The organism is Roseomonas sp. TF40, from assembly GCF_057219975.1.
Map to the genome: position 1 here is coordinate 271,966 of NZ_JBXVVR010000005.1, position 24,000 is coordinate 295,965.

The following is a 24,000-nucleotide window of genomic DNA, read 5'->3' on the forward strand; positions in this document are numbered from 1 at the left end:
ACCACCAGGTTGAAAGCCCGGATCGGGCTGGGTCATTCTGGTTGTGTTGTTAACGCAAGATCAACCCTTGTCTTCAAGATTGAGTGAATTTCAATCCGATCGCGGCGGCCGTGGTGCCGAGCCGCCGCGAAACTCCGGCATGGTCGCGTGGCCCGGCGCATGGACTCCCGTCCCGCGCAGCCAGACGCCAAGCGTCCCCCACAGCAGGCCGAGATCCTGCGGCAGGCTGGGCCCGGCGGCGGCATAGGCGGCATCCAGTTCGAGCCGCCGTGGCCAGTCCACCGCGTTCCGTCCCGCCGCCACGCCCGGCCCCGCGAGCCCGGGCTTCACGCGCAGACGCTGCGCCTGGCGCGGTGAGTAATGCGCCAGATAGGCCAGCGGCAGGGGGCGCGGCCCGACCAGGCTCATCTCCCCGCACAGCACGTTGATGAGTTGCGGCAATTCATCCAGCCCGCTGGTCCGCAGCCCGTCGCCGAAGGCGTCCAGGCGTTCGGCATCCGCGCCCGTGCCCTCGGCCATGGAGCGGAACTTCAGCAGGATGAAGGGCTGCCCCCCCAGCCCGGCCCGCACCTGCCGGAACAGGATCGGCCGGCCCAGCGCGCGCCAGACTCGCGCCGCCACCAGGGCGAAGACCGGCGCCAGCACGACCAGCAGCACCGCCGCCGCCGCGCGATCCAGCACCGGCTTGGCGAGGCGCGCATAGATCATGCGAAGGCCTGCCTCGGCGCCGGCCGCGCCGCCACGCCGAGCGAGAGCACCAGGCCCAGCGCGAACCAGGCCATGCGGTTGCCCAGATCGGTCGAGACCAGCACCGTGAGCGCCACCGGCAGGCTGAGCGCCAGGATGCGCGCCAGCCGCGCCGGCGCCACCTGCCGGACGAGCCGCAGCGCCGCCAGCACGGCGCCGCCGAAGGCCATCAGCCAGAAGACCAGCCCGGGCAGCCCGCCCTCGGCCAGGGCTTCCAGCGCGTGGTTGTGCGGGTAGAGCCCCCGCCGCTCACCATGCCCGGCCGCCAGGGTGAAGCCGCCGGTGCCGAGGCCGAAGGGGGCCGTGCGCCCGGCCCAGTCCAGGGCCGCCGCCCAGAGGCCGCGCCGGGCCTCCAGCCCGGCCGGGTCGCCGGTCAGGCGCTCCAGCGTGCGCAACCCCTCGGCCTCCGCCGGGTTCAGCAACAGGGCGAGCAGAAGGGCGCCGCCCGCCGCCGCGCAGCCTGCCAGCCAGAGCAGCGCCCCGCCCCATCGCCCCGCGAGGCCCAGCCGGAGGGCCGGGGCGAGGCTGACGCCCAGCGCCAGCGCCACCAGCGCCGTGCGCCCGCCCGGCAGCAGCGCCGCCAGGCCAAGCGCACCCACCAGGGCGAGCCAGGCGATGCAGGCGAGCCCCCGCGCTTCCACCGCGCGCACCGCCGCCAGCCCGGCGGCACCGGCCAGCGCGATGCCGGCCAACTGGTATTGCACCCGCGCCTGCTCGGGATCGGCCAGGGCCGCCAGCGCCGCGCCGCTCCAGAAGCTCCAGCCGACGATCGCGCCGATCAGCCCCCCGAGGATGAGGCTGGTGCCGACCAGCGCCGACCGCGCCACCGGCTCCGCCCCCGCCACCAGCCCGGCCGCGAGCATGACCGGGCCGAGCAGCACCGCCTCGGGCAGTTTCTGGCCGATGACGAGGGTGGAGGCGCTCCAGACCCCCGCCAGCACCAGCCAGAACCAGAGCAGCCCGGCGCCGGCGATCGGCAGGGCCAGGGCGGGGGAGAGTGCCCAGCGGTGGGTCGCCCCCATCAGCACCAGGCAGGGCAGCACGCAGGCCAGGGCGAGGAGGGTCAGGTCGAAAGGCAGGCCCGCCAGCCCCGGCGCGGTCTTGAGCGCCCCGGCCAGTTGCAGGACGGCCGCGCTGGCGCCGAACAGCAGGGCCAGGGCAGGGGTCATTCCGCCGGCTCCAGACGGAGCTGGCGGGCCGGTGCCGGCGCCGGCCCGGCCAGCACCCGCGCCGCCATCAGCGCCACCGCCGCCATCGGGGCGGCGACCAGCAACAGCAACAGCAGCAGGGGCCGGTTGGGCTGGGAGGGGCGGAGTTCCACCATCGGGGCGGCGACCAGCCGCGCTGCCACCGCCTCATCCGCCGCGACGACGACGACGGTGCGCTGCTGCAAGGCCAGCAATTCATAGAGGGACTGGCGGATATAGAGGTCGGATTCGCGCGCCAGCCGGTGTTCCAGCGCCGTGATCCGCCGCCGCGCCATCTGCTCCAGGTCCGCCCGTACCTTGCCCTCCGCGAAGGCGTGCAGCCGGTTGAGCATGTCCAGCGCCAGGTCGCGGTCCGGATGCGCGATGCCGAGCGTCCAGGTGACGGCGCCGAGCGTCTGCGTCACGGCCAGGTTGCGCTCGAGCCAGGTGCGGACATCGTCGAGATCGGCCGGGCGCTCCAGCCCGAGCAGGGCGCGCAGCACCGCCATCGGCCCCTCGCGCCGCCGCGCCTCGAGCCAGGATTGCAACTCGGTGCTTTCGGCGAGCAGCGCCGCCGCCTCGGGCGAGCGCAGCGCGCCGAGATAGATGGCGAAATTGCCCGTGGGCCGGGGATCGAACAGGCCCGAAATGGCCGGCGCGGCGGCGAGCAGGGTGGAGGTGGCGATGCCCGTGGTCTCGGCGGGCGCCACCACGGCCTCCGCCAGGTACTGGCGCGGCCAGAGCAGGACGGCGGTGGCCCCGCCGGTGAAAAGCAAGGCAGCCAGCAGGACCGTGGCGAGGCGCCGGCGCCACAAGGCGGCGAGCAGCGCTTCGAGCGGCATCACGCGGTGGCCTCCCGCTCGGGCAGGGTGACGGTGGTGCGCAGGTGGCTGAGGGGGGCGGCGGCCTCCAGCACCAGCAGCGTCGCGGGGGCGATGGCGCCGTAGCGGGGGCTTTCGAAACCCGGGGCGAGGCGCAGGGTGAAGGGCCCGTCGGCGGTGAAGCGCAGGCTTGCCAGCGGGCTCGCCGCGCCCTCGGGGCTGAGCGTCCAGGTCGCGTCCGGCAGCCGCCAATGCCAGGCGACGCGGCGGAAGGGGCCGGCGAGGGTGTCGGCGATGGTCCAGCCCATGCCGGCGACGGCAACCCGCCGCGTCACCCGGTTGCCGCGGGAATCGACCAGGGCGGCTCCATCGGGCAGCGCGCGCATCCGGGGCCAGTGGGCAAGCAGGAAGCGGCCGGCGCGGGGCATCGGCTCGGCGGCGTCGAAGACCGGGCCGTTATGCGCCGCCGCCCCGGACAGGGCCTGCCCCCACCAGGGGGCGGGCGGGTTGTAGGCGCCGGTCCCGCCGTCGCGCAGGATCTCCACGCCGTCGCGCAGCAGCGTCACATGCAGCAGATCCGCCTGGGCGGGGCGGAAGCGCAGCCGCCCCCCGCGCAGGATCGCGAGGTCCCGGCCCTGCCGCCAGCCCTGGAGACCCTCCGCCCGCCAGCGCGCCGGCCGGTCGAGTCGCGCCTCCGGGCAGGGCAGGCCGAGCCAGGCGCAGCCGGGATCCTCGGGCCGGTCCGCGCCCCGCCCCGCGAAAAGCCGCGCCGCGCGCTCCACGCCCGGCCGCGCATCCTCCGGACCGGCGCCGGAGAGATCGGCAAGGGCGGAGCCATCCGCCACCCCGAGCCGGGGCGTGGCGCCGGTGTCCGGATCGGTCATTCGGTGCAGCCAGGCCGTGGCCGCGGCGGCGCGCGCGGCGAAGGGGGCGGGGAAGGGGGGCAGGCCATGGCGCCGGCGTAGCCACTCCACCACGGCGAGGCTGTCCAGCAGCAGCCGCGTATAGCCGGGCGAGACCTGGGCGAAGCCGCCCTCCGGGCCGACCAGCCGGGCCAGGCGTGCGGCGATCCGCTGGCCGTGGCGCAGGGCGGCCTCGCGCTCACCCAGCAGCAGGGCGCAGGCGAAGGCGCCGGCCGGTTCCGAGATCGCGTGGTTGTTGTCCTGCGCGGCGGCGTAGTGCGGCGTGGCGGCGATCCGCGCGGCGCAGAGCCGCAGCAAGTGCCGCGCCCCCTCTGGCGGATCGCGATCGGCCTCGAGCAGCGCCAGCGCCAGGGCGAGGTGCAGGGCCCGCAGCGCGGCTTCCTGCCCGCAGGCCCAGGCCGGGCCGCGGAAGGGCGGGTTGGCGGCGCACCACGACGTGAGCAGCGCCTCGGCCCGGGCCAGATGCCCGCCCCGGGGGTCAAGCCGTGCCGCCTGGGCCAGCAGGGGCAGCGCGGCAAGACGGTTTGCCTCCCAGACCGGACGCACATCGCCAGGGCCGAACAGGTCGAGCCCGATGGCGGGTGCCGCGGCGGGAAAGGGGCCGTGCCAGTCCGGCCGTGCGGGCAGGGCAGCGACCGCCTGCCGCAGGCGGGCCAGCGGCTCCGGGCCGAGTCGCGGGGCGGGTGGTGCAAGGCCCGGCAGGAATGGCCCCTGCGCGGGCGTGGCGCCCGCCAGCTCCCGCTGCGGCAGGGACAACGCCAAGGACGCGCGGTGCAGGAGGTAGTGCCCCACGGGGCGAGGTCCCAGGCGCCAGGCCGCATTCGCGGCCAGTCCCACACGCAGCAGCATGTCACGCAGGCCCGACGCAACCGGCAGATGGCGCGGAAGGCGTTGCGGGGCGCGCATGGATGTAAACATACTGTGTATGCTACATCAGGTCGTAAAGAATGCTTCCATTTTTCACCCTGCGGTTGCGCTTTTTCCCGGCCCTTGGCCTCGCGGCGGCCAGTGTCGCCCTTGCGCCCGGTCTTGGCGCGCAGCAGGCGGGCCTGCCCAGCCCGGGCCTGACGCAGGGGTCCCCCCTTGCCCCGCCCGCCCTGCCCGGCACGCTGCCCGGCGGCATCCCGCTGCCCGGCCTCAATGCCGGGGCGCAGCAGGAGATCATGCAGCGCATCCTCGACGCTGCCGGGGGGCGCCCGCCCGCGAGCCCGCCCGGCCCCTTGCCGGCACCGGCTGCCGCTGGCGTTCTGCCGCCCCCCGCCGCGCCAGCGCCGACACCTGACGAGCCGCTCTCCCACACCGAGGCCTTCTTCGCCGAGAGGCTCGGCCTGACGCTGCGGCAATTCGGCTATGACAGCTTCCGCGCCAGCCCCAGCGCGGCGCAAACCATCGGCGCGTTGCCCGATGACTACCTGGTTGGCCGCGACGACGAGCTGGTGCTGGCGCTGCGCGGGCGCACCCGCACCACGCTGAACCTGCGCGTGCTGCGCGACGGCACCATCGTCACCCCCGACCTGCCGCCCATCCCTGCCGCGGGGCGCACGCTGCGCGAACTCCGCGCCGATCTCGAGGCGCGCATCGCCCGCGACATGCCTGGTACCGAGGCCTTCCTCTCCATCGGTCAGGTCCGCCAGATCGCCGTGTTCATCGGCGGCGAGGTGCAGCGCCCCGGAACGCAGGCCATGACCGCGCTCGCCTCCGTGCTGGATGCGCTGCAGATCGCCGGCGGCGTCCGCAAGACGGGCAGCCTGCGGGCCATTCGCGTGGAGGGCCCGCGCGGGTCGCGCCTCGTGGATCTCTACGCCGTCATCTCCGGCACCGGGGGCGAGGTGGATCTCTCGCTCCGCGAGGGCGAGCGAATCCTGGTGCCGCCCCTGGGTGGGGTCATCGCCGTGGCGGGCGAGGTGACGCGGCCGGGCATCTACGAACTGCCCGCTGGCACGCCGAGCCTGCCGCTTGCCTCCCTGCTGCGCCTCGCCGGCGAGCCGCTGCGGCCGGCCGGCAACCGCTTTCTCGTGCAGGGCACGGATGGCGGCGGGCGGCGCAGCTTCACCGAACTCCGGCCCGGCGACGCCGTGCGGCGCGGCGATTCCATCCTGGTGCAGCCCGGCGCCGATGTCGCCACCAACCAGTTGCGGCTTGCCGGGCATGTCACCGCGCCGGTCACCCGCGCGCTGGGCCGGCAGGGGGCGACGCTGCGCAGCCTGCTCTCGGATCCCCGCCTCGTGCGCGCCGATCCCTATCCGCGCATGGGCGTGATCCTGCGGCTGAACCGGGACACGCGCATCCGCAGCTTCGTCCCCTTCGACCTCTCCCGCGCGTTGCAGAACCAGGGCTCGGTGCCGCTGGCCGAGGGCGATGAGGTGATCATCCTCAGCAACGCCGACATCGCCTGGCTCGCCAGCCCGCCCGTGCAGCGCGCGCTGCGTGGCGAGGCGCCGGCGGCCGAGGCCTGCCCGGCGCTGACCCAGCTCGCCATCGCCGCCCGCAGCGCCCCCGCGCGCTTCGCCCATGCGCGCGGCGCGGGCTTCCCCGATATCGGCGCGCCCGGCTGCCCCGAGGTGTTCCGCGACTACCCGCCGCTGCTTGCCTTCCTGCTCGATACCTCCGTCCTGCTCTCGGGCGAGGTGCGCCAGCCGGGCCTCTACCCGATCCAGGACGATACCGGCCTGGACCAGCTGCTCGCCGCGGGCGGGGGCGTGACCGATGGCGCGGACCTCGCCGCCATCGAGCTGGCGCGCGAGCCCACGGAGATGTCGGGCGCCATCCCGCTGTCGCGCACCCTGCTCGACCTGCGCAGCCGCAACTTCCGCGCCGTGCGGCTCTCGCCCCGCGACGTGGTGCGCATCCCGCGCGGCTTCTCGGACCGCGAGAACGGGCCGGTGACCCTGGTGGGCGAGGCGCTGCGCCCGGGCGTCTACGACATCCGCCGGGGCGAGCGCCTCTCCGAGCTTCTCGCCCGCGCCGGCGGCCTCACCCCGCAGGCCTATGCCTATGGCACGGTCTTCACCCGTGACAGCGTGCGCGCCCGCCAGCAGGAGGGCTTCGCGCGCACGGCCCGCGACCTCGAAACCTCGCTCATCCAGGTCGCCGCCGGGCAGGCCACCGCCGGCGTGCGCGGCAGCGGCGTGGATGTGGGCAGCGCCATCGCCGCCGGGCGCGAACTCGCCAATGCGCTGCGCCAGGCCCAGGCCGCGGGGCGCATGGTGGTGGAAGCCAACCCCGTTGTGCTCGCCGCGCGGCCGGAACTCGATGTGCTGCTGGAACCGGGCGACCTGATCGTCATCCCCAAGCGGCCCAACGAAGTGACGGTGGTCGGCGCCGTGCTGAACCCGGGCAGCCTGCAATTCCAGACCGGCTGGCGCTCCGCCGACTATGTGCGCGCCGCCGGCGGCCCCCAGCGCTTCGCCGATGGCGGCCGCGCCTTCGTGGTGCTGCCGAACGGCCAATCCGCCCCGGCCGGCCTCTCCGGCTGGCAATCTGGCGGCCCGCCCATCCCGCCCGGCAGCCTGGTCGTGGTGCCGCAGGACCCCTCGCCCTTCGAAACCTGGGGCTACATCCGCGACCTGACCCAGGTGCTGAGCCAGGTGACGATCTCCTCCGCGGCGCTGGCGGTGATCGCCCGGGAACTGCGCTGAGGGTGCGGGCAAGGGCCGAAGGTCAGGGGGGCTTTGCCCCCCTGAACCCCCCACCAGGAGGCAGTGGCCTCCTGGACCTAAGGTGCTTAACGCCGAGAGGCAGGGGGGCCGAAGTGCCCCCCTGCCTCTCGGCGTTGAAAGTCCCGGCGGGGTCCGGGGGGCGCCTCGCCCCCCGGCAGGGGTCCAGGGGGCAGAGCCCCCTGGCCTGCGCCCTTGCCCTCCTCCTCGCGCATCTCCTGGCGACACCTGCCGTGGCGCAGGAGGTGCCCGCGACCGGCTCGAATTATGGCGGGGTGGGGTTGCTCGAGATGCGCAATGCCCGGTTTCGTCCCGACGGGACGCTCGAGGCCGGGGTGGCGTTGCGGCATCAGCGGCGCTTCTACTTCCTGTCCTTCCAGGCCTTGCCCTTCCTCGAGGCGACGTTCCGGCTGACCGAGCGCCTGGATGGCACGACCGGGGCCGGCATGACGAATGACCGTGCCTTCGACCTCAAGCTGCGGCTGGTGGAGGAGGGCGATGTGCTGCCGGCCGTGGCGATCGGGCTGCAGGATTTCATCGGCACCGGCATCTATTCAGGCGAGTACATCGTGGCCTCGAAGCGGTTCGGGCCCTTCGACATCACGGGCGGCATCGGCTGGGGGCGGCTGTCCACGGCGGCGGATGTGCAGAACCCGCTGACGCTGATCTCGCCACGCTTCGAGGATCGCCCGCGCGAGGTCGGTGAGGGCGGGACGATCAACGCCTGGCCCTTCTTCCGGGGCGAGGATGCGGCCCTGTTCGGCGGGCTCGAATATTCCTTTCCGCCGCAATGGACCCCCTTCGGCACGCTGGAGAATGTGCGCGGCAAGATCGAGGTGACGGGCGATACGCTGCGCGATGAGCGTGGCGGCTACCCCGCGCGCACCACCAACCTGCGTGGCCAGCAGGGCGCGCGGGTCAATGCGGGGCTGCAATGGTCGAATCACTGGCTCGATGCCGGGGTGAGCTTCGTGCATGGCACGGACCTGCTGTTCCGCCTCTCCGCGCGGCTCGACCCCGAGCGCCCGCCCGAGCCGGAGAGGCCGCCCGTACCGGCCATGGTGGCGCGGCCCTTGGCGCCGAGCGCGGATCCGATCGGCGATTCCAAGTCGGCGCTGCGCACGGCCGGGTTCCGCCCCGTGGCGGTGGAGTTGCGGGGCCGGCAGGCCTGGATCGCGGTGGCGGGGGGGCGGCAGCGGCGACTCGCCCAGGCGGCGGGGCGGGTGGTGCGCGCCGTGCAGCCGCATCTGCCGCGCGATGTGGAGGTGATCGTGCTCTCCTGGCGCCAGGCGGGGGTGGAGATCGCGCGGCTGACCATCCCGCGCCACGTTCTGGAGGCGGCGGCGCGCGGCGATGGCAGTGCGGAGGAAGCCTTCTTCGCCGCGCGGCTCGACCCGGCCGGGGCGGATGCGTTCGGGCGGCAGGATGGGGGCATGGGCTTCACCTGGGGCGTGGAGCCGCGCATCACCACGCTGCTGGGCGATCCCACGCGCACGCTGCGCTGGCAGGTGGCAGCGGTGGCGGGGGCGCGCCTGGAGGTGGGGCAGGGCTTCGCCCTCGCGGGCAGCCTCTCCCAGACGCTGGCGGGGAATCTCGATGGCGCGCCGCCCTCCGACAGCCAATTGCCGCGCGTGCGCAGCGATATCGGTCGCTATGCGGCGGAAGGCACCACCGCGATCCCGGCGCTCTACACGGAGGTGATCCGCGGCCTCGCCCCGGATGTCTTCGGCCGCGTGACGGCAGGGTATCTCGAGCCCATGTTCGCCGGCGTCTCGGCGGAAGTGCTGTGGCGCCCGCAGGGGCGGAGCTGGGGGCTCGGCGTGGACATCGCGCAGGTGCGCCAGCGCGACTACGACCAGCGCTTCGGGCTGCAGGACTACAACGTCACCACCGGGCATGTGTCGCTCTATGGCGACCTGCCCTGGTTCAACATGTATGGCGTGCTGCGTGGCGGGCGGTATCTGGCGGGCGATTGGGGGGGGACGATCGAGCTCGGCCGGCGCTTCGAAAGCGGCATCGAGGTCGGCGCCTTCGCCACCTTCACCGATGTGCCCTTCTCAACCTTCGGCGAGGGCAGCTTCGACCGCGGCATCTATGTGCGCCTGCCGCTCGACCTCTTCGGGGTGGAAAGCCGCAGCGTGTCGCAGGCGACGATCCGTGGCGTGACGCGCGATGGCGGGGCGCGGCTCGCGGTGGACAATCCGCTGTGGGAGGTCACGCGCGGCGGGCGCGCGGCCGATCTGCGCCAGGGTTATTCCGGATTTACCCGATAAGCCGACCGGCAGCCGCAGCGCGAGCACCCGGAGGCGTCGCCGGCGGCGCTCAAGCTGCGAGCTCCTCGGGGGTGGCGGCGATTTTTCGATGACGCAACCAGTTGGAAACGCCAGGGTCCGCCGAGAGCACACAGAGCGGCACGGCCAGGATCATGCCGATGGTGAAGGGCAGCGCCAGCAGCAGCGCGGGCAAGGAGACCAGGGCGAAGCCGAAGGTCAGCACCAGCCCGATCAGCGTGTGCGGCCAGAGCAGCCGCATCGCATCTTCCCAGGCCACGCCGCGATCGGCGCGATTCTGCGGCGCCCAGCCGGTGCGCGCGCCGAAGGGCAGCAGCAGCAGGAAGATCGCCTTGTTGAGGGTGGAGAGCGGCTCGAAGGCCTGCATGAAGGCGAGTTCCGCCAGCGCGCCGCGCGCGAAGGCGCCGCGCCCGCCATAGGTCGCGGCGACCCGGTGCTGGATCAGCGCCTGCGCATAGCCGGCGAGCTTGGGCGCGAAGTAGCACAGCCAATGCGCCAGCATGGCGAGTGCGAGCGCGCCCATCGGCGTGTCCGCGCCCCCGCCTGACAGCCCGTTGAGCAGCGCGGCCAGCAGCATCAGCGCGTAGAGCGGCGCGCCGGCGAAGAGCAGGATCGCCTGCATCAATTGCAGCCGGCCGAGCGTGGTGAAGTTCGGCAGGCGCAACAGGTGGAAATACTGCATGTTGCCCGCGCCCCAGCGCTCGTCGCGCTTGAGGAATTCCGGCATGGCGGGCGGGTTCGCCTCCATCGAGCCGTCCTCCTCCGGCAGGCAGCGCACGGCCCAGCCGGCGGCCTGCAGGCGCACGCTCTCGACCATGTCGTGGCTCAGGATCCGGCTGCCATCGGGCAGGGCTTCCAGCTTCGCATGCTCGCGGAAGGGGACGATGCGGAGGATGGCGTTGTGCCCCCAATAGGGGCCGGCATCGAGCTGCCACCAGGCCTGCCCCGTCGCCCAGGCGCGCATGCCCGCGCGCATGCCGAACTGGAACAGCCGCGGGAAGGCCGCGGTGGCGGGCCGGCCGACGATGAGCTGCTGGCAGATGGCAAGCTTGGGCGAGGCCTCCATCACCGCGACCAGCCGCAGCACGGCCCGCGCACTCATCACGCTGTCGGCGTCCAGCGTCAGGAAGAAGGTCTCGTCCGTGACGTGCTCGTCGAGGAACTGCATGACATTGCCGGCCTTGAAGCCGGTGTTCTCGAAGCGGCGGCGGTAATGCACCGGCGTGGCGCGGCCGGCCCGCGCCACGGTGAAGGCGCCGATGGCGGCGGCCTCGGCCTGAGCGATGGCGCTGTCCTGCGTGTCCGAGAGCAGCCAGAGCCGGAAGCGATCGCCCGCGCCGGCGGCCTCCAGATCATCCAGCAGCCGGCCGAGCGGCGGCAGCACGGCGGCCATGTCCTCGTTGCGGAGGCAGACGGCGATGGCGGTGACGGATTCGGGCCGCCCGGACCTGGCGCGGGCCAGGGCGGGCAGTACGGAAGCGGGCGGATGTTTCGCGCCCAACAGGATGGCCAGCCCGACCAGGGAATTCGCCGCCGAGAGCGCTGCCCAGGGCGTGGTGCCGAGCACGCCCAGCAGGATCAGCCACTCCCAGAGGCTCACCCCGCCCGGCAGCAGCGCGCGCAGCGTCAGCCACAGCAGCGCCGCGGCGATCAGGACGACCAGCGCGGCGAAGCCGGCGCGGCGCAACAGGATGGGTTCGGAGGACATCGCGCCTCCTCGCCTAGAGCAATATGCGTTCAGATGGAATCATCTGAACGCATTTCTTGCTCTAGATTCAATGATTTCCAGAGCACGCAGCGTTCATCGGAACGCAGCGTGCTCTGGCATCGTGGCGCCTGTGCGGCGACCCTCAGGGCGAAAGCGCGATGCCCGCCATCGCCGCCGCATAGGCGCCCGCGGTCAACGCCGACCAGCCCGCCGCCCCCGCCATCACGCCAAGGCTGCCCGCCCCCAGCAGGGCCAGTGCCGGCAGCGCCTGCATCGCATGGACGCCCAGGAAGTGGGCGACGCGCAGGTCGCCCCCCGTGGCCGACCAGAAGAAGGGCGGCCAGGTGCCGGCGACGCCGCCGACCAGGGGCGAGCCCAGCGCGGAGATGCTCATCCCCGTCACGCCCCCCGCCACGCCGGCGATGACCAGGCCGCAGCCCACCGCCAGGCGCCAGGCACGCGGCTGCGACCGGTCGCCGCGGCCCAGCACCAGCGCGCCCAGCAGTGCCGCCATCGCCACCAGCAGCATCGCGAAGAACCCCATCAGCCCATAGGCGATGGCCCCCAGCGTGTCGGTGGCGAAATGGCTCGGCTGGCCGAACGCGGCGCGCAAGGTGATCCAGACCTGCTCATAGAGCCCCGCCACCACCGTGCCCCAGAGGACGAGCCCGGCCAGGAATCCGCGCCGGGCCGCGGGCGCCAGCGCGCCCCAGGCCCAGGCGAGGGTCCAGAACCACAGCGCGAGGCTCGCGGCGAATTTCGCCGGTTTCACCCAGACCGAGACGCCGCCGATCTGGCGGGCATCCACCACCAGGGCGAGCAGGCAGAGCGCCAGCAGCACCGCCATCGCCGTCCCCAGCCGCGCCAGGATGGGCTGGCGCGCGTCGAGTTCCCGCCAGAGCGCGCTCATTGCCGCACCGCCCGGAGCGCGAGGAACAGCAGCAAGCCGACCGGCCCGGCGAGGAAGGTCGGCGGCAGGCAGGCGCGCACCGCCCAGGGGTTCATCCCCTCCGTCGCGCCGCGCCGGCAGATCCAGGCGCCGATGAAGAGATCGAAGGCGAGATAGTGTACCCAACCCGCCAGCAGCACGCCCGGCGTGGCGAAGAGCGCGCGCACGCCCGCCAGCGAGGAGAATCCGCCCTCGGCCCCGGGCGCATGCAGCGCCAGCAGCACGGCATAGAGGGCGCAAAGGGCGACCGGGATGCCAAGCCCCCCGACCCACCAAGTCGCCAGCCGCGCGCGGGGCGCGACCAGCAAGGCCAGCCAGCCCGCCATGGCGAGGCTGTTGGCGGCGGAAAAGAGGGTTTCCATGCGGGCTGTGCCTTAACTGTCCAGTGGTCAGATTGAAGGCGGTAACTGTCCATTGTCAAGTTTGAATCGCCGGTCCAGACTCAGGCCATGGCCGTCACCCCCAAGAAGCGCGGCGCGCATCATCACGGCGATCTGCGCCGCGCGCTGCTCGATGCCGTGGCCGAGATCGTGCTGGAAGGCGGGCCGGAGGCCGTCTCCCTGCGCGAATGCGCGCGCCGGGCGGGCGTTTCCCACTCCGCCGCCGCGCCGCATTTCGGCGACAAGCGCGGCCTGATGACGGCCTTCGCCATCGAGCGGTCGCTGCGCCTCGCGGCCGCGATGCGTGAGGCGGTGGCGGCGCTGCCCCCGGGGGCGGATGCGAAGGCGCGGCTCCACGCCACCGGCCAGGGCTACATCGCCTTCGCGCGGGACAACCCCGCGCATTTCCGTCTGATGAGCCGCACCGACCAGGTGGACACGACCGACCCCGCATGGCGCGCGGCGGTCAATGCCAGCTGGGAGCCCCTGCAATCGGCGATGGCGGCGCTGGTGCCGCAGGCCGAACCACGGGCCATGCGGGCGCGGCTGATGCTCGCCTGGGCCGGGGTGCATGGCTTCTGCGTGCTGCGGGCCGAGGGGGCAAGCACCGGCCTGCTCCGCCCCGAAACCCTGGCGGAGGAGGTGGCGGCCGACATGCTCGCGCTGCTGGTCGCGGCCTGCGGCTGACCAGCACCCCACCTCTGGGCGGCTGCGCTACGCCGCCATCCGCCGCAACCACGCCCCGTAGAGCCGCGGTCCGACCAGCGCCAGGAGCGCCACGATGAGGATCGCGAGGCTGATCGGCCGCGTGACGAAGGTGGACCAGTCGCCCTGGCTGATGGTCAGCGCCTGGCGCATCGCCTGCTCCGCCATCGGCCCCAGGATCATCCCGATCACCACGGGGGCGACGGGGAAGTCGAAGCGGCGCATGAACATTGCGATGATGCCGATGCCATAGAGCAGCAGCAGGTCCACCACGGAATTGCTGATGCCGTAGGTGCCGATGGTCGCGAAGACCAGGATGCCGGCATAGAGCTGCGGCTGCGGGATCTTCAGGATGCGCGCCCACAACCCCACCAGCGGCAGGTTCAGCACCACCAGCATCACATTGGCGATGAACAGCGAGGCGATGAGCGTCCACACCAGATCCGCCTGGCTGGTGAACAGCATCGGTCCCGGCTGGATGCCATAGGATTGGAAGGCGGAGAGCATGATCGCCGCCGTCGCCGAGGTCGGCAGGCCCAGCGTCAGCATCGGCACGAGGATACCCGCCGCGGCGGCGTTGTTCGCTGCCTCCGGCCCGGCCACGCCCTCGATCGCGCCCTTGGTGCCGAACTCCTTGGCGTGTTCGGGCTTCGCCAGCTTCCTTTCCATGTAGTAGCTCAGCATGGTCGGCATCTCGGTGCCGCCGGCCGGCATGACGCCGAAGGGAAAGCCCAGCCCCGCGCCGCGCATCCAGGGCCAGAAGCTGCGGCGCCAGTCGGATTTCGACATCATGATGCTGCCCACCGGCAGCACCTCCTGCTTGCCCTCGACATAGCGCCAGGCGAGGAAGAGCGTCTCGCCCACCGCGAAGAGGGCGACCGCCACCAGCACCACGTTCACGCCGTCATAGAGTTCGGGGATGCCGAAGGTCAGGCGGGGCTGGCCGGTCTGGAGGTCGATGCCCACCAGCCCCAGCAGCAGGCCGAAGAACAGGCTGGTCAGCCCGCGCAGCGCCGACCCGCCCAGCACGGCCGAGACGGTGACGAAGCACAGGATCATCAGGCAGAAATACTCGGCCGGGCCCAGCTCCAGCGCCAGATCCACCACCACGGGGCCCAGGAAGGCGATGCCGAGCGTGCCCACCGTGCCGGCCACGAAGCTGCCGATGGCGGCGGTCGCGAGCGCCGGCCCCGCGCGCCCGCCCTTGGCCATGCGGCTGCCCTCGAGCGAGGTGATGATGGACCCGCTCTCGCCCGGCGTGTTCAGCAGGATCGAGGTGGTGGAACCACCATACATCGCGCCGTAGAAGACGCCGCAGAACAGGATGAAGGCCCCCGTGGCGCTGACCGAGAAGGTGATCGGCAGCAGCAGCGCGATGGTCAGCGCCGGGCCGATGCCCGGCAGCACCCCGATGGCCGTGCCCAGGAAACATCCCAGCAGCGCCCAGCCCAGATTGGGCAGCGTCAGCGCGTGGGAGAACCCCAGCGCAAGCCCCTCGATCGCCCCCATCAATCCGGTACTCCGAAGATCAGCCCCTCGACCACGCCTGCGCCGATGTTCACGCCCAGCAGCTTCACGAAGATCGCGTAGGCGCCGAGTGCGACCACGAAGGCGATGGCCATGTTGCGCGCGAAGGCGCGCGACCCGAAGGCCGCCGCCACCAGCGGGAACTGTGCGGTGGCCGCCACGGTGAAGCCGAAGGGCACGATCAGCGCCACATTCACCAGCAGCCCGGCCAGCAGAAGGCCGAGCGAGCAGAGGTTGAAGGGCGTGCCGTCCTGCAATTCCTCGATGTCGCGCGACCAGCCGCCACGCAACGCCGCCACCAGCAGCCCCGCGCCCAGCACGATCAGCGCCGCCGCGATCAGGTAGGGCACCGCCTTGGGCCCGACCTGCGCGTAGATCGGCGAGGTCGGGATCACGCTGGCCTGCCAGGCCGCGGCCGCGCCCATCGCCAGCACGAACAGCGCGGCGCCGAGATCAGCGCGCGCCGCGCTGCCGCGTCCTGGCGTCATCCTGGCCGACTCAGCTCGCGAGGCCGATGTCGCGCAGGACCTGGCCGGTATCGGCCTCATCCTTCGCCAGGAAATCCACGAAGGCCTGGCCCGAGAGGAAGGCGTCGTCCCAGCCCTGGCGCTGCACGATCTCCCGCCAGCCGGCCGAGCCGTGCAGCGCGGTGATGTAGTCGGTCAGCGCCGTGCGCTGCGCGGCGGAGATGCCGGGCGCGCCGAAGACGCCGCGCCAATTGCCCATGACGATGTCGATCCCGCTCTCCTTGAGCGTCGGCACGCCTTCCAGGCTCCGGGTCTCGCCGGTGGTTGCCAGGGCGCGCATCCGCCCGGCCCTGATCTGCTCGGCGAATTCCGACACGCCGGAGATGCCCGCGCGCACCTGGGCGCCCAGGATCGCCGCCTGGGCGGGGCCGCCGCCGGCGAAGGCCACGTAGCTCGCCTCGCGCGCATTCCGCCCCAGGCTCTTGAGCATCAGGCCGAGGATGATGTGGTCGATGCCACCCGCGCTGCCCCCGCCCACGGAGACGGCGCCGGGGTTGGCGCGCAGCGCCGCGGTGAAGCCGGCGAGGTCGCGGAACTCGGAATTCGCCGGCACCACGATGACACCCGGCTCGGTCGTCATGCGCGCGATCGGCGTCACGTCCTTCAGGCCGACGGGGGTGCGGTTGGTGATCACCGCGCCCACCATCACCGCGCCACCGATCATGATCGCATCGCCGCGGCCGCGGCGCTGGCTGACGAAGCGCGGCAGGCCCACCGTGCCGCCGGCGCCGCCGACATTCTCGAACTGGAAGCTGCCGACCAGCCCGGCGGCGCGCGAGGCCTGCTCGATGGCGCGGCCCAGGCCATCCCAGCCGCCGCCAGGACCGGCGGGGACGAAGACGTAGAGGCTGTTGAAGCGCTGCTGCGCCGAGGCAGGGCTGCCGAGCAGCGCGGCGGCGGGCAGGCCGGCGGCGGCGGCGATCAGGGTGCGGCGGGTTGTCATGCTTCCTCCAAAATGGGTTCGGTCTTGCTGCCGGGCCGCCAGACTGCGGCAAATGCGCCAGGAAGCCTAGCCGGCCTTGCCGTTGCCCGAAAGGTGCGGCATCGAGACGCCGTGATGGGGCCGGTCGCCGCTCGGGGCATCCCTGGCCGCATCATGGAACAGGGGGGCCGCGCATGGCTCGAATCAACAGAACCGGTCTCGGCGCGCTCGCGCTGCTCGTCTCGTGCCTCGCCGCACCGCTCGCGGCCCTGGCGCAGGGCCAGCCCAGCGCCCCGCAGCCGCCGCCGAACCGCGAATTCACGGTCCAGAACGAAACCGACCAGATCGTCCAGCAGCTTTACGTCTTCACCCCCGGTGCGACCGAGCGGGGCGCGGACCGGCTCGGCGCCGAGGTGATCCAGCCCGGGGCGAATTTCCGCGTCCGTCTGGGCCGCACGCGCGACTGCACCTTCGACGTCGCCGCGATCTACCCCGACGGGACGGAGGAGGTGCGCCGCCGCGTCGACATCTGCCGCAACCAGCGCCTGGTCTTCGGCGACCCGAGCCTGCCGACGCTGAACGTGGCGATCACCAATGCCAGCGACGTGATGCTGCGCGAACTCTACGCCTCGGCGCGGGGGCCGGAGGCCTGGGGCCCGGACCGTCTCGGCGCCAGCGTCATCGAGCCCGGCCGGAACTTCGCCCTGCGCCTGCGCTCGCGCGAATGCCTTTTCGACCTGCGCGCCGTCTATGGCGATGACCGCGAGGAGGTGAAGGCCCGCCTCGATCTCTGCGCCAACCGCGCCGTGAGCTTCGACCGCAGTGGCATCCCCCGCCCGCCCGCGCGCCCGGTGGAGTTGCTGAACCGGCACCTGACCACCGTGCAGGAGCTCTACATCTCCGACAGCACCGAGACCGAGTGGGGTCCGGACCGCCTCGGCGCCAATGTGCTCGAGCGCGGTTCCAACCTCGCCCTGTCCGTCGAGACCGGCTGCGAGGTCGATGTGCGCATCGTCTTCCCGAATGGCGGGGCGGAGGAGCGGCGCGAGGTCAACATCTGCGACACGCCGCGCCTCGTCTTCGCGCCCGGCTGGGTGGTCGAGACGGCGGCCGATCCCGGCGACGATCCGGGGCGCCCCGCTGCAGGCCCGAATGCGCTGCGCCTGCGCAATGCCGGCAGCCTGCCGGTGATCGAACTCTACGCCTTCACCCCGGGCGGGCCGCGGGGTGAGGATCGCCTCGGCGCCGATACGCTGCCGGTGGGCGGCACCTTCGAGATCGACGCCCCTGGCCCGCAGGCCTGCGCGGCCGATCTGCTCGCCATCTTCCGCGATGGTCGCGAATTTGCCCGCCCGGGCGTTGATCTGTGCACCGGCCAGGAGGTCGAAATCCGATGAGAAAGCTGCTCCCGCTGCTTGGCGCCACGCTGCTGGCGCTGGCCTCCCCCGTGCAGGCCCAGGGCGTGCCGGAGCCGCTGCGCGGCGCCTGGTATGCCGGCGCCTGCGCGGATCCGCAGGCGATGCTGGTGCTGACCGGCCGCGCCGCCGCCCGCATCGAGGCCGAGGCGCCCGCCCGGCTGCTGCGCTTCCGCGAGACGCGGGAGGTCGCGGGCTGGACGCTCGGCGTCTCCGTCGGGGCCGATGCGCCCCGGCTGATGTTCCGTGCGGCCACCGAAGGGCTCGAGACGGTGGAACCCGACGCGAAGCTGCGCGATGACCGCCTGCCGGGCGATGCCCGGCCGGCTGTCTGGCGCCGCTGCCCCTCGGCGCCGCCGGCGCTCGCCATGCTGCATGGCGAGGGCGTGGCCTTCCTCGCCGCCTTCGAACACCTCGAAGCGGCCTGCACGGGCAATGGCCAGGGGGTCACCCCCGGTGCCTGCGCCATGGCGATCGTGACGCAGGGCGATGTGAACGGTGACGGCAAGCTCAGCGTGGCGGAACTCGGCCGGCTGGTGCGTGGCGGCGCCTGGGTGATCGCGGCCATGGAGGGTGCGACGCAGGAGGCGCTGCTCGGCGCCGTGGGGGCGGGCACGCTCGGCGGCATCCTGGCCGGGCGGTTGCTGATGGAGAGCATGGACTACGACAATGACGGCCTGCTCTCCGCGGCCGAGCTTGCCCATGATTCGGTGGCCTTTGCGCGGGCCACCGGCACGCCGGCCGGCCAGCCGCTCCGCACCCAGGGGCTGACGGAAGGCGCGGGCATGCTGCGCGGGCTGATGGAAGGGCTGATGGCCCGATAGGGCACGCTGCTTTCTCACGAACGCAGCTCGTGCTCTGGAAACCATTGAATCTAGAGCAAGAAGTGCGTTCAGATGAGTCCATCTGATCGGAAGCTCGGGTCGCGCTCGTCTTGACCCGGCGGGGTCAGGGTGAAGCCCGTGCTGCCGCCGCGGGCTCGGCTGCTCAGCCGGCGGGCGAGACCTCGATCCGCGCGCCGTTGCGCGTCTCGCCCGGCAGGCAGAGCGCGGCGAGGGCGGGGGCGATGTCCGCGGGCTGCGGCAGGGTGCCGGGATCCTCGCCGGGCATCGCCATGGCGCGCATGTTGGTGGCGACCACGCCCGGATCGGCGAGGTTGACGCGCAGCGCCGTGTTCTCAACCTCCTGCGCCCAGGTCTGCACCAGATGCTCCATGCCTGCCTTGGTGGCGCCGTAGAGGCCCCAATAGGCGCGCGGCCGCAGCACGCGCCCGGTGGTCACGAACACCGCCCGCCCCGCATCCGAGGCCCGCAGCGGCGGGTCGCAGGTGCGGATCAGCCGCCAGGCGGCGGTCATGTTCACCGCCACCGTCTCCGCCCAGTCGCGCGGGGCGATGTGGGCGACCGGGGTGAGCTTGCCGAGCGTGCCGGCATTGTGGACCAGGATGTCCAGCCGCCCGAAGCGCTGCATGATGGAAGGACCCACCAGGTCGAGCTGCTTCTCGGCATCCTTCTCGAGATCGAGCGGCAGCAGCGTCGCGGGCTTGCCGCCGGCCGCACGGATCGCGTCATCCGTCTCCTCCAGCCCGCCCTGGGTGCGCGCGATCAGCACCAGCTGCGCGCCGAGCCGGCCGAGTTCCACGGCAAGGGCAGCGCCGATGCCGCGCGAGGCGCCGGTGACCAGGGCGACGCGGCCCGAAAGCGGAAGTTCCATCAGCGATTCGCGGCCTGCAGCAGGGGAAGGGGACGTTCGGTGTTGTCCTGCTGGTCAACCAGCGGGATGGCGTAGTCGCCGGTGAAGCAGGCGTCGCAATAGGCCGGCGCGGCGGCGTCCCGCCCGGACTGGCCGAGCGCGCGATACAGCCCATCCAGCGAGATGAAGGCCAGGCTGTCGGCGCCGATGATCTGCGCCATCTCCTCGACATTGTGCTTCGCCGCCAGCAGCTTCGAGCGCTCGGGCGTGTCGATGCCGTAGAAGCAGGAATGCGTGGTCGGCGGCGAGGAGATGCGCATATGCACCTCGGTCGCGCCGGCCTGGCGCACCATCTCGACGATCTTGCGGCTGGTGGTGCCGCGCACGATGGAGTCATCCACCAGCACCACGCGCTTGCCCGCCAGCACCGAGCGGTTGGCGGAGTGCTTGAGCTTCACGCCGAGGTTGCGGATCTGGTCCGTGGGCTCGATGAAGGTGCGCCCGACATAGTGATTGCGGATGATGCCGAGCTCATAGGGCAGCCCGGCCTCGGCCGCGTAGCCCATGGCGGAGGGCACGCCGGAATCGGGCACCGGCACGATCACGTCGGCCGGCACGCCGCTCTCGCGCGCCAACTCCGCGCCGATGCGCCGGCGCGTGTCATAGACCGGCGTGCCCTCGACCACGCTGTCGGGGCGGGCGAAGTAGATGTATTCGAAGATGCAGAAGCGGCTCTGCGTGCGGCCGAAGGGCTTGAGGCTGTGCACGCCGGCATCGTCGATCAGCACGATCTCGCCCGGCTCTACGTCGCGCAGGAAATCCGCGCCGACGATGTCGAGCCCGCAGGTCTCGCTCGCCAGCACGAAGCCCCCGGTGGCGAGCTTGCCCAGCACCAGCGGGCGCACGCCCAGCGGGTCGCGCGCGCCGATCAGCGCGCCATTGTGCAGGGCGACCAGGCTGTAGGCGCCCTGCACCTGCTTCAGCGCGTCGATCAGCCGGTCGGTGACGGTGGAATAGAGGCTGATCGCGATGAGGTGGATGAACACCTCGCTGTCCGTGGTGGACTGGAACAGGCAGCCGCGCCGCACCAGCGCGCGCTTCAGCACATGCGCGTTGGTGAGGTTGCCGTTATGCGCCACCGCGAAGCCGCCGAACTCGAAATCGGCATAGAGCGGCTGCACGTTGCGCAGCGCCGTCTCGCCCGTGGTGGCGTAGCGGTTGTGGCCGACCGCGGCATGGCCGGGCAGGCCCGCGATCACCGCCGCGTCGCCGAAATTGTCGCCGACCAGCCCGCGGCCCTTATGGGCGTGGAACTGGCCGTTCCGCTGGAGCGAGACGATGCCCGCCGCCTCCTGCCCCCGGTGCTGCAGGGCGTGCAGGCCGAGCGCGGTCAGCGCCGCCGCATCCGCGCTGCCCCAGACGCCGACGACGCCGCATTCCTCATGCGGGTGGTCGTCATCCTCGCCGAAGGCCGGGCCGCCCAGGGGGTTGGTGCTCAGGCTCATGATGATCCTTCAGGTCCGGCCGCGCGCGGGGGGGCGCAGGAGCTGGTCCATGGTCGGTTCGCTTCGCTGCGCACCCTCGGGCAGGCGGGGGCGCAGATCCTCGGGCAGTTGGGCAACCAGCCATTTCGCGCCATCCGCGGCATAGGGCAGGGCGCGGGCATTGCGCACCGGCTCGGGCCAGCGATCCGCGGCCGGCAGCCCCAGCCCGGCCACGATATAGGCAGCCACCACCACGAAGGCACCCCTGGCGAGGCCGAAGACCATGCCGAGTGCGCGATCGACGCCGCCCAGCACGGAGCGCCGCACATGCCCCGACAGCCAGGCGATGATCAGTTTGAGAAAAATCAGCACGACCAGGAACACGCCGCCGACCGCGAGGCCGGAGGCCAGCCAGGGGGGCTCGACATGCGGGGCGATCAGGGGCTGGACCTGCGGTTCGGCATAGATGCCGAGCACCACCGCGCCCGCCCAGGCGCCTACGCCCAGCACTTCCCGCACCAGCCCGCGAAAGAAGGCGAGCCCGGCCGAAACCAGCAGCACCGCCAGGACAACGCCATCGACCCAGGTCATCGGCGGGCTCTATAGCGGGCCGGCGCCGGGGTGTCATGGTGGGGGGGCGAATTCTCCCGACCCGCCGGGCGCCCCCCTTGCACCCGAGCGGGGATTGCCCCTACCTCCGCCCAGGACTGGCGGCACGCGCCCCGCGCGTGCCGAGCGCCCGAATGGGCGCCGCCGGCAGTCCGGCGAGCCAAGCGCGCGGATGCGCGCGCCCGGCGCTTGAGGGCGTGAATGCAATGAACTGGATCTCGGACTGGGCGCTGCCGAAGGTGAAGGCCCTGTTTGGCGGGCCGCGGGAGGTGCCGGAGAATCTCTGGCACAAATGCCCGTCCTGCGAGCAGATGATCTTCCACCGCGACCTTGAGCGGAACCTGCATTGCTGCACGCATTGCGGCCATCACATGCGGCTCTCCGCCCAGGCGCGGGTGAAGGCGACGCTGGATGAGGGCTGGTCGCGCATCGAACTGCCCAAGGCGCCGGCCGACCCGCTGCGCTTCCGCGACCAGCGCCGCTATGGCGAACGCCTGAAGGACGCCCAGCAGAAGATGGCGATGGATGACGCCGTCGTCGTCGCGCAGGGCGCCATCGAGGGCCGCAAGGCCGTGGTCGCCGCCTTCGAATTCGCCTTCATGGGCGGATCCATGGGGGCGGGCGTGGGTGAGGCGCTGGTCACCGCGGCCAAGCTCGCCGTGCTGCAGGATGCGCCGCTGATCGTCTTCACCGCCTCGGGTGGGGCGCGGATGCAGGAGGGCACGATCAGCCTGATGCAGATGCCGCGCACCGTGATCGCGACCCGCATGGTGAAGGAAGCCGGGCTGCCCTTCATCGTGGTGCTGTGTGATCCGACCACGGGCGGGGTGACCGCCAGCTTCGCCATGCTGGGCGACATCCAGATCGCCGAGCCGGGCGCCCTGATCGGCTTCGCCGGCGCGCGGGTGATCGAGCAGACGGTGCGCGAGAAGCTGCCCGAGGGCTTCCAGCGGGCCGAATACCTGCTCGCGCATGGCATTCTCGACATGGTGGTGAAGCGCGCCGACATGCGCGCCACCCTCGCGCGCCTCATTTCCCTGCTGCGCGAGCCGCTGCCCCCGGTGGTGGAGCCCGAGGTGCTGTCCCTGCCCGCCCCCGAGGAAGCCGCCCCCGAGGCCGCGAAACCCGCTTGAGCGAAAAGCCCTTTTCGCTGCGTGAGGCTGTGCCCCCCTCGCGCAGCGAGGAAATCATCGAGCGCCTGCACGCGCTGCACCCCAGGCTGATCGACCTCAGCCTGGGCCGGCTGGAGCGTTGCCTGGCCGCGCTGGGCCATCCCGAGCGGCGCCTGCCGCCGGTGATCCATGTCGCCGGCACCAACGGCAAGGGCAGCACCTGCGCCTTCCTGCGCGCCATCGCGGAGGCCGCGGGGCTGCGCGTGCATGTCTATACCTCGCCGCATCTGGTGCGCTTCCATGAACGCATCCGCCTCGCCGGGGCGTTGGTGGAGGAAGAGGCGCTGGCCGAGGCCTTGGCGCATGTCGAGCGCGTGAATGCCGGCGCGCCGATCACGGTCTTCGAGGTCACCACCGCCGTCGCGCTGCATCTCTTCGCCGAGACGCCGGCCGATCTGCTGGTGCTGGAGGTCGGGCTCGGCGGGCGGTTCGACGCGACCAATGTGGTGGCGCGCCCGGCCGCCACGGCGATCACCTCCATCTCCATGGACCACATGGATTTCCTAGGCGACACGCTGGGCAAGATCGCCTTCGAGAAGGCCGGGATCCTGAAGCCGGGCGTGCCCTGCGCCACCGGCGCGCAACTGCCGGAGGCGCTGGCGGTGATCGCCGCCGAGGCCGCCGCAAAGGGCGCGCCGCTCTTCGCCCGCGACGCGGCCTGGACCATGCAGCGCGCGGCGGATCGGCGCCTGACCTATCGCGAGGGCGCCTATAGCCTCGACTTGCCGCCGCCCGCCTTGCCCGGGCCGCACCAGGCGGACAACGCCGGCATCGCCATCGCCGCGCTGCGGGCGTGGAACCCGCCTTGGCTCACCGAGGCCGCGATCCGGCAGGGCGTCGCCAGCGCCGAATGGCCGGCGCGGATGCAGCGCCTGACCGGGCGGCTCGCCGCCACGCTGCCGCCGGGCTGGGAACTCTGGCTGGATGGCGGGCACAATGCCGGGGCGGGCCTTGTGGTCGGCGCGCATCTGGCCGAGGCCTTCGCGGACCGGCCGGCACATGTGCTGGTCGGCATGAAGGGCGGCAAGCAGGCGCCCGACTTCCTCCGCCCGATCCTGCCCCATGCGGCAAGCCTCTGGGCGGTGGCCGAGCCGGGCCAGCACCTCGCCATGCCGATCGAGGCCATCATCGCGGCCAGCGAAGGCAAGGCCCGGCGCGGCGGGACGGTGCGCGAGGCCCTGGCGCAGGTGCCGCGCGAAGGCGGGCCGGCGCGGGTGCTGATCTGCGGCAGCCTCTATCTGGCCGGCGAGGTGCTGAAGCTCGACGGCACTTGATCCAGGACATT

The 24,000-nt window shown here is 72.5% G+C and carries 20 protein-coding genes; 7 read left to right on the plus strand and 13 right to left on the minus strand.

The features are described from left to right. Window positions 1-90: 90 nt before the first annotated feature. From AC2D9U_RS16345 to AC2D9U_RS16360, 4 genes are read right to left on the minus strand one after another with little or no spacing between them, the layout of a single operon-like run. On the minus strand, window positions 91-708 hold the full coding sequence (locus AC2D9U_RS16345) for a sugar transferase (protein ID WP_484750982.1): 618 nt from the start codon (window positions 706-708) through the stop codon (window positions 91-93). Continuing rightward, window positions 705-1,916, minus strand: coding sequence for an O-antigen ligase family protein (locus AC2D9U_RS16350; RefSeq protein WP_484750984.1), 1,212 nt, complete (start codon window positions 1,914-1,916; stop codon window positions 705-707). Before AC2D9U_RS16350 ends, AC2D9U_RS16345 begins: the two co-directional genes overlap by 4 nt. Beyond that, entirely contained in the window at window positions 1,913-2,779 is an 867-nt protein-coding gene (locus tag AC2D9U_RS16355; RefSeq protein ID WP_484750986.1) for a hypothetical protein, read from the minus strand. Before AC2D9U_RS16355 ends, AC2D9U_RS16350 begins: the two co-directional genes overlap by 4 nt. Then, a complete protein-coding gene (locus AC2D9U_RS16360; protein ID WP_484750988.1) occupies window positions 2,776-4,527 on the minus strand; it encodes a heparinase II/III domain-containing protein in 1,752 nt (583 codons plus the stop codon). Before AC2D9U_RS16360 ends, AC2D9U_RS16355 begins: the two co-directional genes overlap by 4 nt. A 122-nt stretch (window positions 4,528-4,649) precedes the next feature. Between AC2D9U_RS16360 and AC2D9U_RS16365 the strand changes: the two genes are divergently transcribed. Continuing rightward, window positions 4,650-7,316, plus strand: a complete 2,667-nt coding sequence (locus AC2D9U_RS16365) for an SLBB domain-containing protein (RefSeq protein WP_484750990.1) — start codon at window positions 4,650-4,652, stop codon at window positions 7,314-7,316. Window positions 7,317-7,567: 251 nt separating this feature from the next. Further along, window positions 7,568-9,607, plus strand: coding sequence for a YjbH domain-containing protein (locus AC2D9U_RS16370; protein WP_484750992.1), 2,040 nt, complete (start codon window positions 7,568-7,570; stop codon window positions 9,605-9,607). A gap of 49 nt (window positions 9,608-9,656) precedes the next feature. Here the strand turns inward: AC2D9U_RS16370 and mdoH are convergent, their stop codons facing one another. The 3 genes from mdoH to AC2D9U_RS16385 form a co-directional block, all read right to left on the minus strand. Beyond that, window positions 9,657-11,333: a glucans biosynthesis glucosyltransferase MdoH gene (mdoH, locus tag AC2D9U_RS16375; RefSeq protein ID WP_484750994.1), complete on the minus strand. Its 1,677-nt coding sequence runs from the start codon at window positions 11,331-11,333 to the stop codon at window positions 9,657-9,659. A 142-nt stretch (window positions 11,334-11,475) separates the two neighbouring features. Continuing rightward, entirely contained in the window at window positions 11,476-12,243 is a 768-nt protein-coding gene (locus AC2D9U_RS16380; protein WP_484750996.1) for a hypothetical protein, read from the minus strand. Then, the gene (locus tag AC2D9U_RS16385; RefSeq protein WP_484750998.1) at window positions 12,240-12,644 is read right to left on the minus strand and encodes an ABA4-like family protein; all 405 of its coding nucleotides are present in this window, start codon (window positions 12,642-12,644) and stop codon (window positions 12,240-12,242) included. The genes AC2D9U_RS16380 and AC2D9U_RS16385 overlap by 4 nt, the downstream gene beginning before the upstream one ends. Before the next feature lie 87 nt (window positions 12,645-12,731). Here AC2D9U_RS16385 and AC2D9U_RS16390 point away from each other — a divergent pair, with 87 nt between their 5' ends. Then, entirely contained in the window at window positions 12,732-13,349 is a 618-nt protein-coding gene (locus tag AC2D9U_RS16390) for a TetR/AcrR family transcriptional regulator (protein WP_484751000.1), read from the plus strand. A gap of 27 nt (window positions 13,350-13,376) precedes the next feature. On the opposite strand, the gene AC2D9U_RS16395 is transcribed toward AC2D9U_RS16390, so the two are convergent. From AC2D9U_RS16395 to AC2D9U_RS16405, 3 genes are read right to left on the minus strand one after another with little or no spacing between them, the layout of a single operon-like run. After that, window positions 13,377-14,876 carry a tripartite tricarboxylate transporter permease gene (locus tag AC2D9U_RS16395; protein ID WP_484751002.1) on the minus strand — a complete coding sequence of 500 codons (1,500 nt, stop codon included), beginning with the start codon at window positions 14,874-14,876 and terminating at the stop codon, window positions 13,377-13,379. Further along, entirely contained in the window at window positions 14,876-15,382 is a 507-nt protein-coding gene (locus tag AC2D9U_RS16400) for a tripartite tricarboxylate transporter TctB family protein (RefSeq protein ID WP_484751004.1), read from the minus strand. Before AC2D9U_RS16400 ends, AC2D9U_RS16395 begins: the two co-directional genes overlap by 1 nt. A 10-nt stretch (window positions 15,383-15,392) precedes the next feature. Then, complete coding sequence (locus AC2D9U_RS16405; protein WP_484751006.1) at window positions 15,393-16,364, minus strand: tripartite tricarboxylate transporter substrate binding protein; 972 nt, start codon at window positions 16,362-16,364, stop codon at window positions 15,393-15,395. Window positions 16,365-16,537: 173 nt separating this feature from the next. Here AC2D9U_RS16405 and AC2D9U_RS16410 point away from each other — a divergent pair, with 173 nt between their 5' ends. Together AC2D9U_RS16410 and AC2D9U_RS16415 are read left to right on the plus strand one after the other, a co-directional pair. Continuing rightward, the gene (locus tag AC2D9U_RS16410) at window positions 16,538-17,740 is read left to right on the plus strand and encodes a hypothetical protein (RefSeq protein WP_484751008.1); all 1,203 of its coding nucleotides are present in this window, start codon (window positions 16,538-16,540) and stop codon (window positions 17,738-17,740) included. Beyond that, a complete protein-coding gene (locus AC2D9U_RS16415; RefSeq protein WP_484751010.1) occupies window positions 17,737-18,582 on the plus strand; it encodes an EF-hand domain-containing protein in 846 nt (281 codons plus the stop codon). The genes AC2D9U_RS16410 and AC2D9U_RS16415 overlap by 4 nt, the downstream gene beginning before the upstream one ends. A 163-nt stretch (window positions 18,583-18,745) precedes the next feature. Here AC2D9U_RS16415 and AC2D9U_RS16420 read toward each other — a convergent pair whose 3' ends face one another. Genes AC2D9U_RS16420 through AC2D9U_RS16430 form a run of 3 tightly spaced genes read right to left on the minus strand, consistent with a single transcriptional unit; the run spans window position 18,746 to window position 21,525 of the window. Continuing rightward, the gene (locus tag AC2D9U_RS16420) at window positions 18,746-19,471 is read right to left on the minus strand and encodes an SDR family NAD(P)-dependent oxidoreductase (RefSeq protein WP_484751012.1); all 726 of its coding nucleotides are present in this window, start codon (window positions 19,469-19,471) and stop codon (window positions 18,746-18,748) included. Beyond that, a complete protein-coding gene (gene purF, locus AC2D9U_RS16425) occupies window positions 19,471-20,955 on the minus strand; it encodes an amidophosphoribosyltransferase (protein WP_484751015.1) in 1,485 nt (494 codons plus the stop codon). Before purF ends, AC2D9U_RS16420 begins: the two co-directional genes overlap by 1 nt. A 9-nt stretch (window positions 20,956-20,964) precedes the next feature. Beyond that, a complete protein-coding gene (locus tag AC2D9U_RS16430; protein WP_484751017.1) occupies window positions 20,965-21,525 on the minus strand; it encodes a CvpA family protein in 561 nt (186 codons plus the stop codon). 224 nt (window positions 21,526-21,749) lie between these two features. On the opposite strand from AC2D9U_RS16430, the gene accD reads away from it, so the two are divergent. Together accD and AC2D9U_RS16440 are read left to right on the plus strand one after the other, a co-directional pair. Then, window positions 21,750-22,676, plus strand: a complete 927-nt coding sequence (gene accD, locus AC2D9U_RS16435; RefSeq protein ID WP_484751019.1) for an acetyl-CoA carboxylase, carboxyltransferase subunit beta — start codon at window positions 21,750-21,752, stop codon at window positions 22,674-22,676. Beyond that, the gene (locus AC2D9U_RS16440) at window positions 22,673-23,989 is read left to right on the plus strand and encodes a bifunctional folylpolyglutamate synthase/dihydrofolate synthase (protein WP_484751021.1); all 1,317 of its coding nucleotides are present in this window, start codon (window positions 22,673-22,675) and stop codon (window positions 23,987-23,989) included. Before accD ends, AC2D9U_RS16440 begins: the two co-directional genes overlap by 4 nt. The last annotated feature ends 11 nt before the right edge of the window (window positions 23,990-24,000 follow it).

Excerpts from the sequence above, each read along its gene's own strand:
- AC2D9U_RS16380 (WP_484750996.1), bottom strand. The coding sequence starts at position 12,243 with ATGAGCGCGCTCTGGCGGGAACTCGACGCGCGCCAGCCCATCCTGGCG.
- AC2D9U_RS16410 (WP_484751008.1), top strand. The coding sequence starts at position 16,538 with ATGGCTCGAATCAACAGAACCGGTCTCGGCGCGCTCGCGCTGCTCGTC.
- purF (WP_484751015.1), bottom strand. The coding sequence starts at position 20,955 with ATGAGCCTGAGCACCAACCCCCTGGGCGGCCCGGCCTTCGGCGAGGAT.
- accD (WP_484751019.1), top strand. The coding sequence starts at position 21,750 with ATGAACTGGATCTCGGACTGGGCGCTGCCGAAGGTGAAGGCCCTGTTT.
- AC2D9U_RS16400 (WP_484751004.1), bottom strand. The coding sequence starts at position 15,382 with ATGACGCCAGGACGCGGCAGCGCGGCGCGCGCTGATCTCGGCGCCGCG.
- AC2D9U_RS16415 (WP_484751010.1), top strand. The coding sequence starts at position 17,737 with ATGAGAAAGCTGCTCCCGCTGCTTGGCGCCACGCTGCTGGCGCTGGCC.
- AC2D9U_RS16395 (WP_484751002.1), bottom strand. The coding sequence starts at position 14,876 with ATGGGGGCGATCGAGGGGCTTGCGCTGGGGTTCTCCCACGCGCTGACG.
- AC2D9U_RS16430 (WP_484751017.1), bottom strand. The coding sequence starts at position 21,525 with ATGACCTGGGTCGATGGCGTTGTCCTGGCGGTGCTGCTGGTTTCGGCC.
- AC2D9U_RS16350 (WP_484750984.1), bottom strand. The coding sequence starts at position 1,916 with ATGACCCCTGCCCTGGCCCTGCTGTTCGGCGCCAGCGCGGCCGTCCTG.
- AC2D9U_RS16390 (WP_484751000.1), top strand. The coding sequence starts at position 12,732 with ATGGCCGTCACCCCCAAGAAGCGCGGCGCGCATCATCACGGCGATCTG.
- AC2D9U_RS16405 (WP_484751006.1), bottom strand. The coding sequence starts at position 16,364 with ATGACAACCCGCCGCACCCTGATCGCCGCCGCCGCCGGCCTGCCCGCC.
- AC2D9U_RS16360 (WP_484750988.1), bottom strand. The coding sequence starts at position 4,527 with ATGCTGCTGCGTGTGGGACTGGCCGCGAATGCGGCCTGGCGCCTGGGA.
- AC2D9U_RS16345 (WP_484750982.1), bottom strand. The coding sequence starts at position 708 with ATGATCTATGCGCGCCTCGCCAAGCCGGTGCTGGATCGCGCGGCGGCG.
- AC2D9U_RS16420 (WP_484751012.1), bottom strand. The coding sequence starts at position 19,471 with ATGGAACTTCCGCTTTCGGGCCGCGTCGCCCTGGTCACCGGCGCCTCG.
- mdoH (WP_484750994.1), bottom strand. The coding sequence starts at position 11,333 with ATGTCCTCCGAACCCATCCTGTTGCGCCGCGCCGGCTTCGCCGCGCTG.
- AC2D9U_RS16385 (WP_484750998.1), bottom strand. The coding sequence starts at position 12,644 with ATGGAAACCCTCTTTTCCGCCGCCAACAGCCTCGCCATGGCGGGCTGG.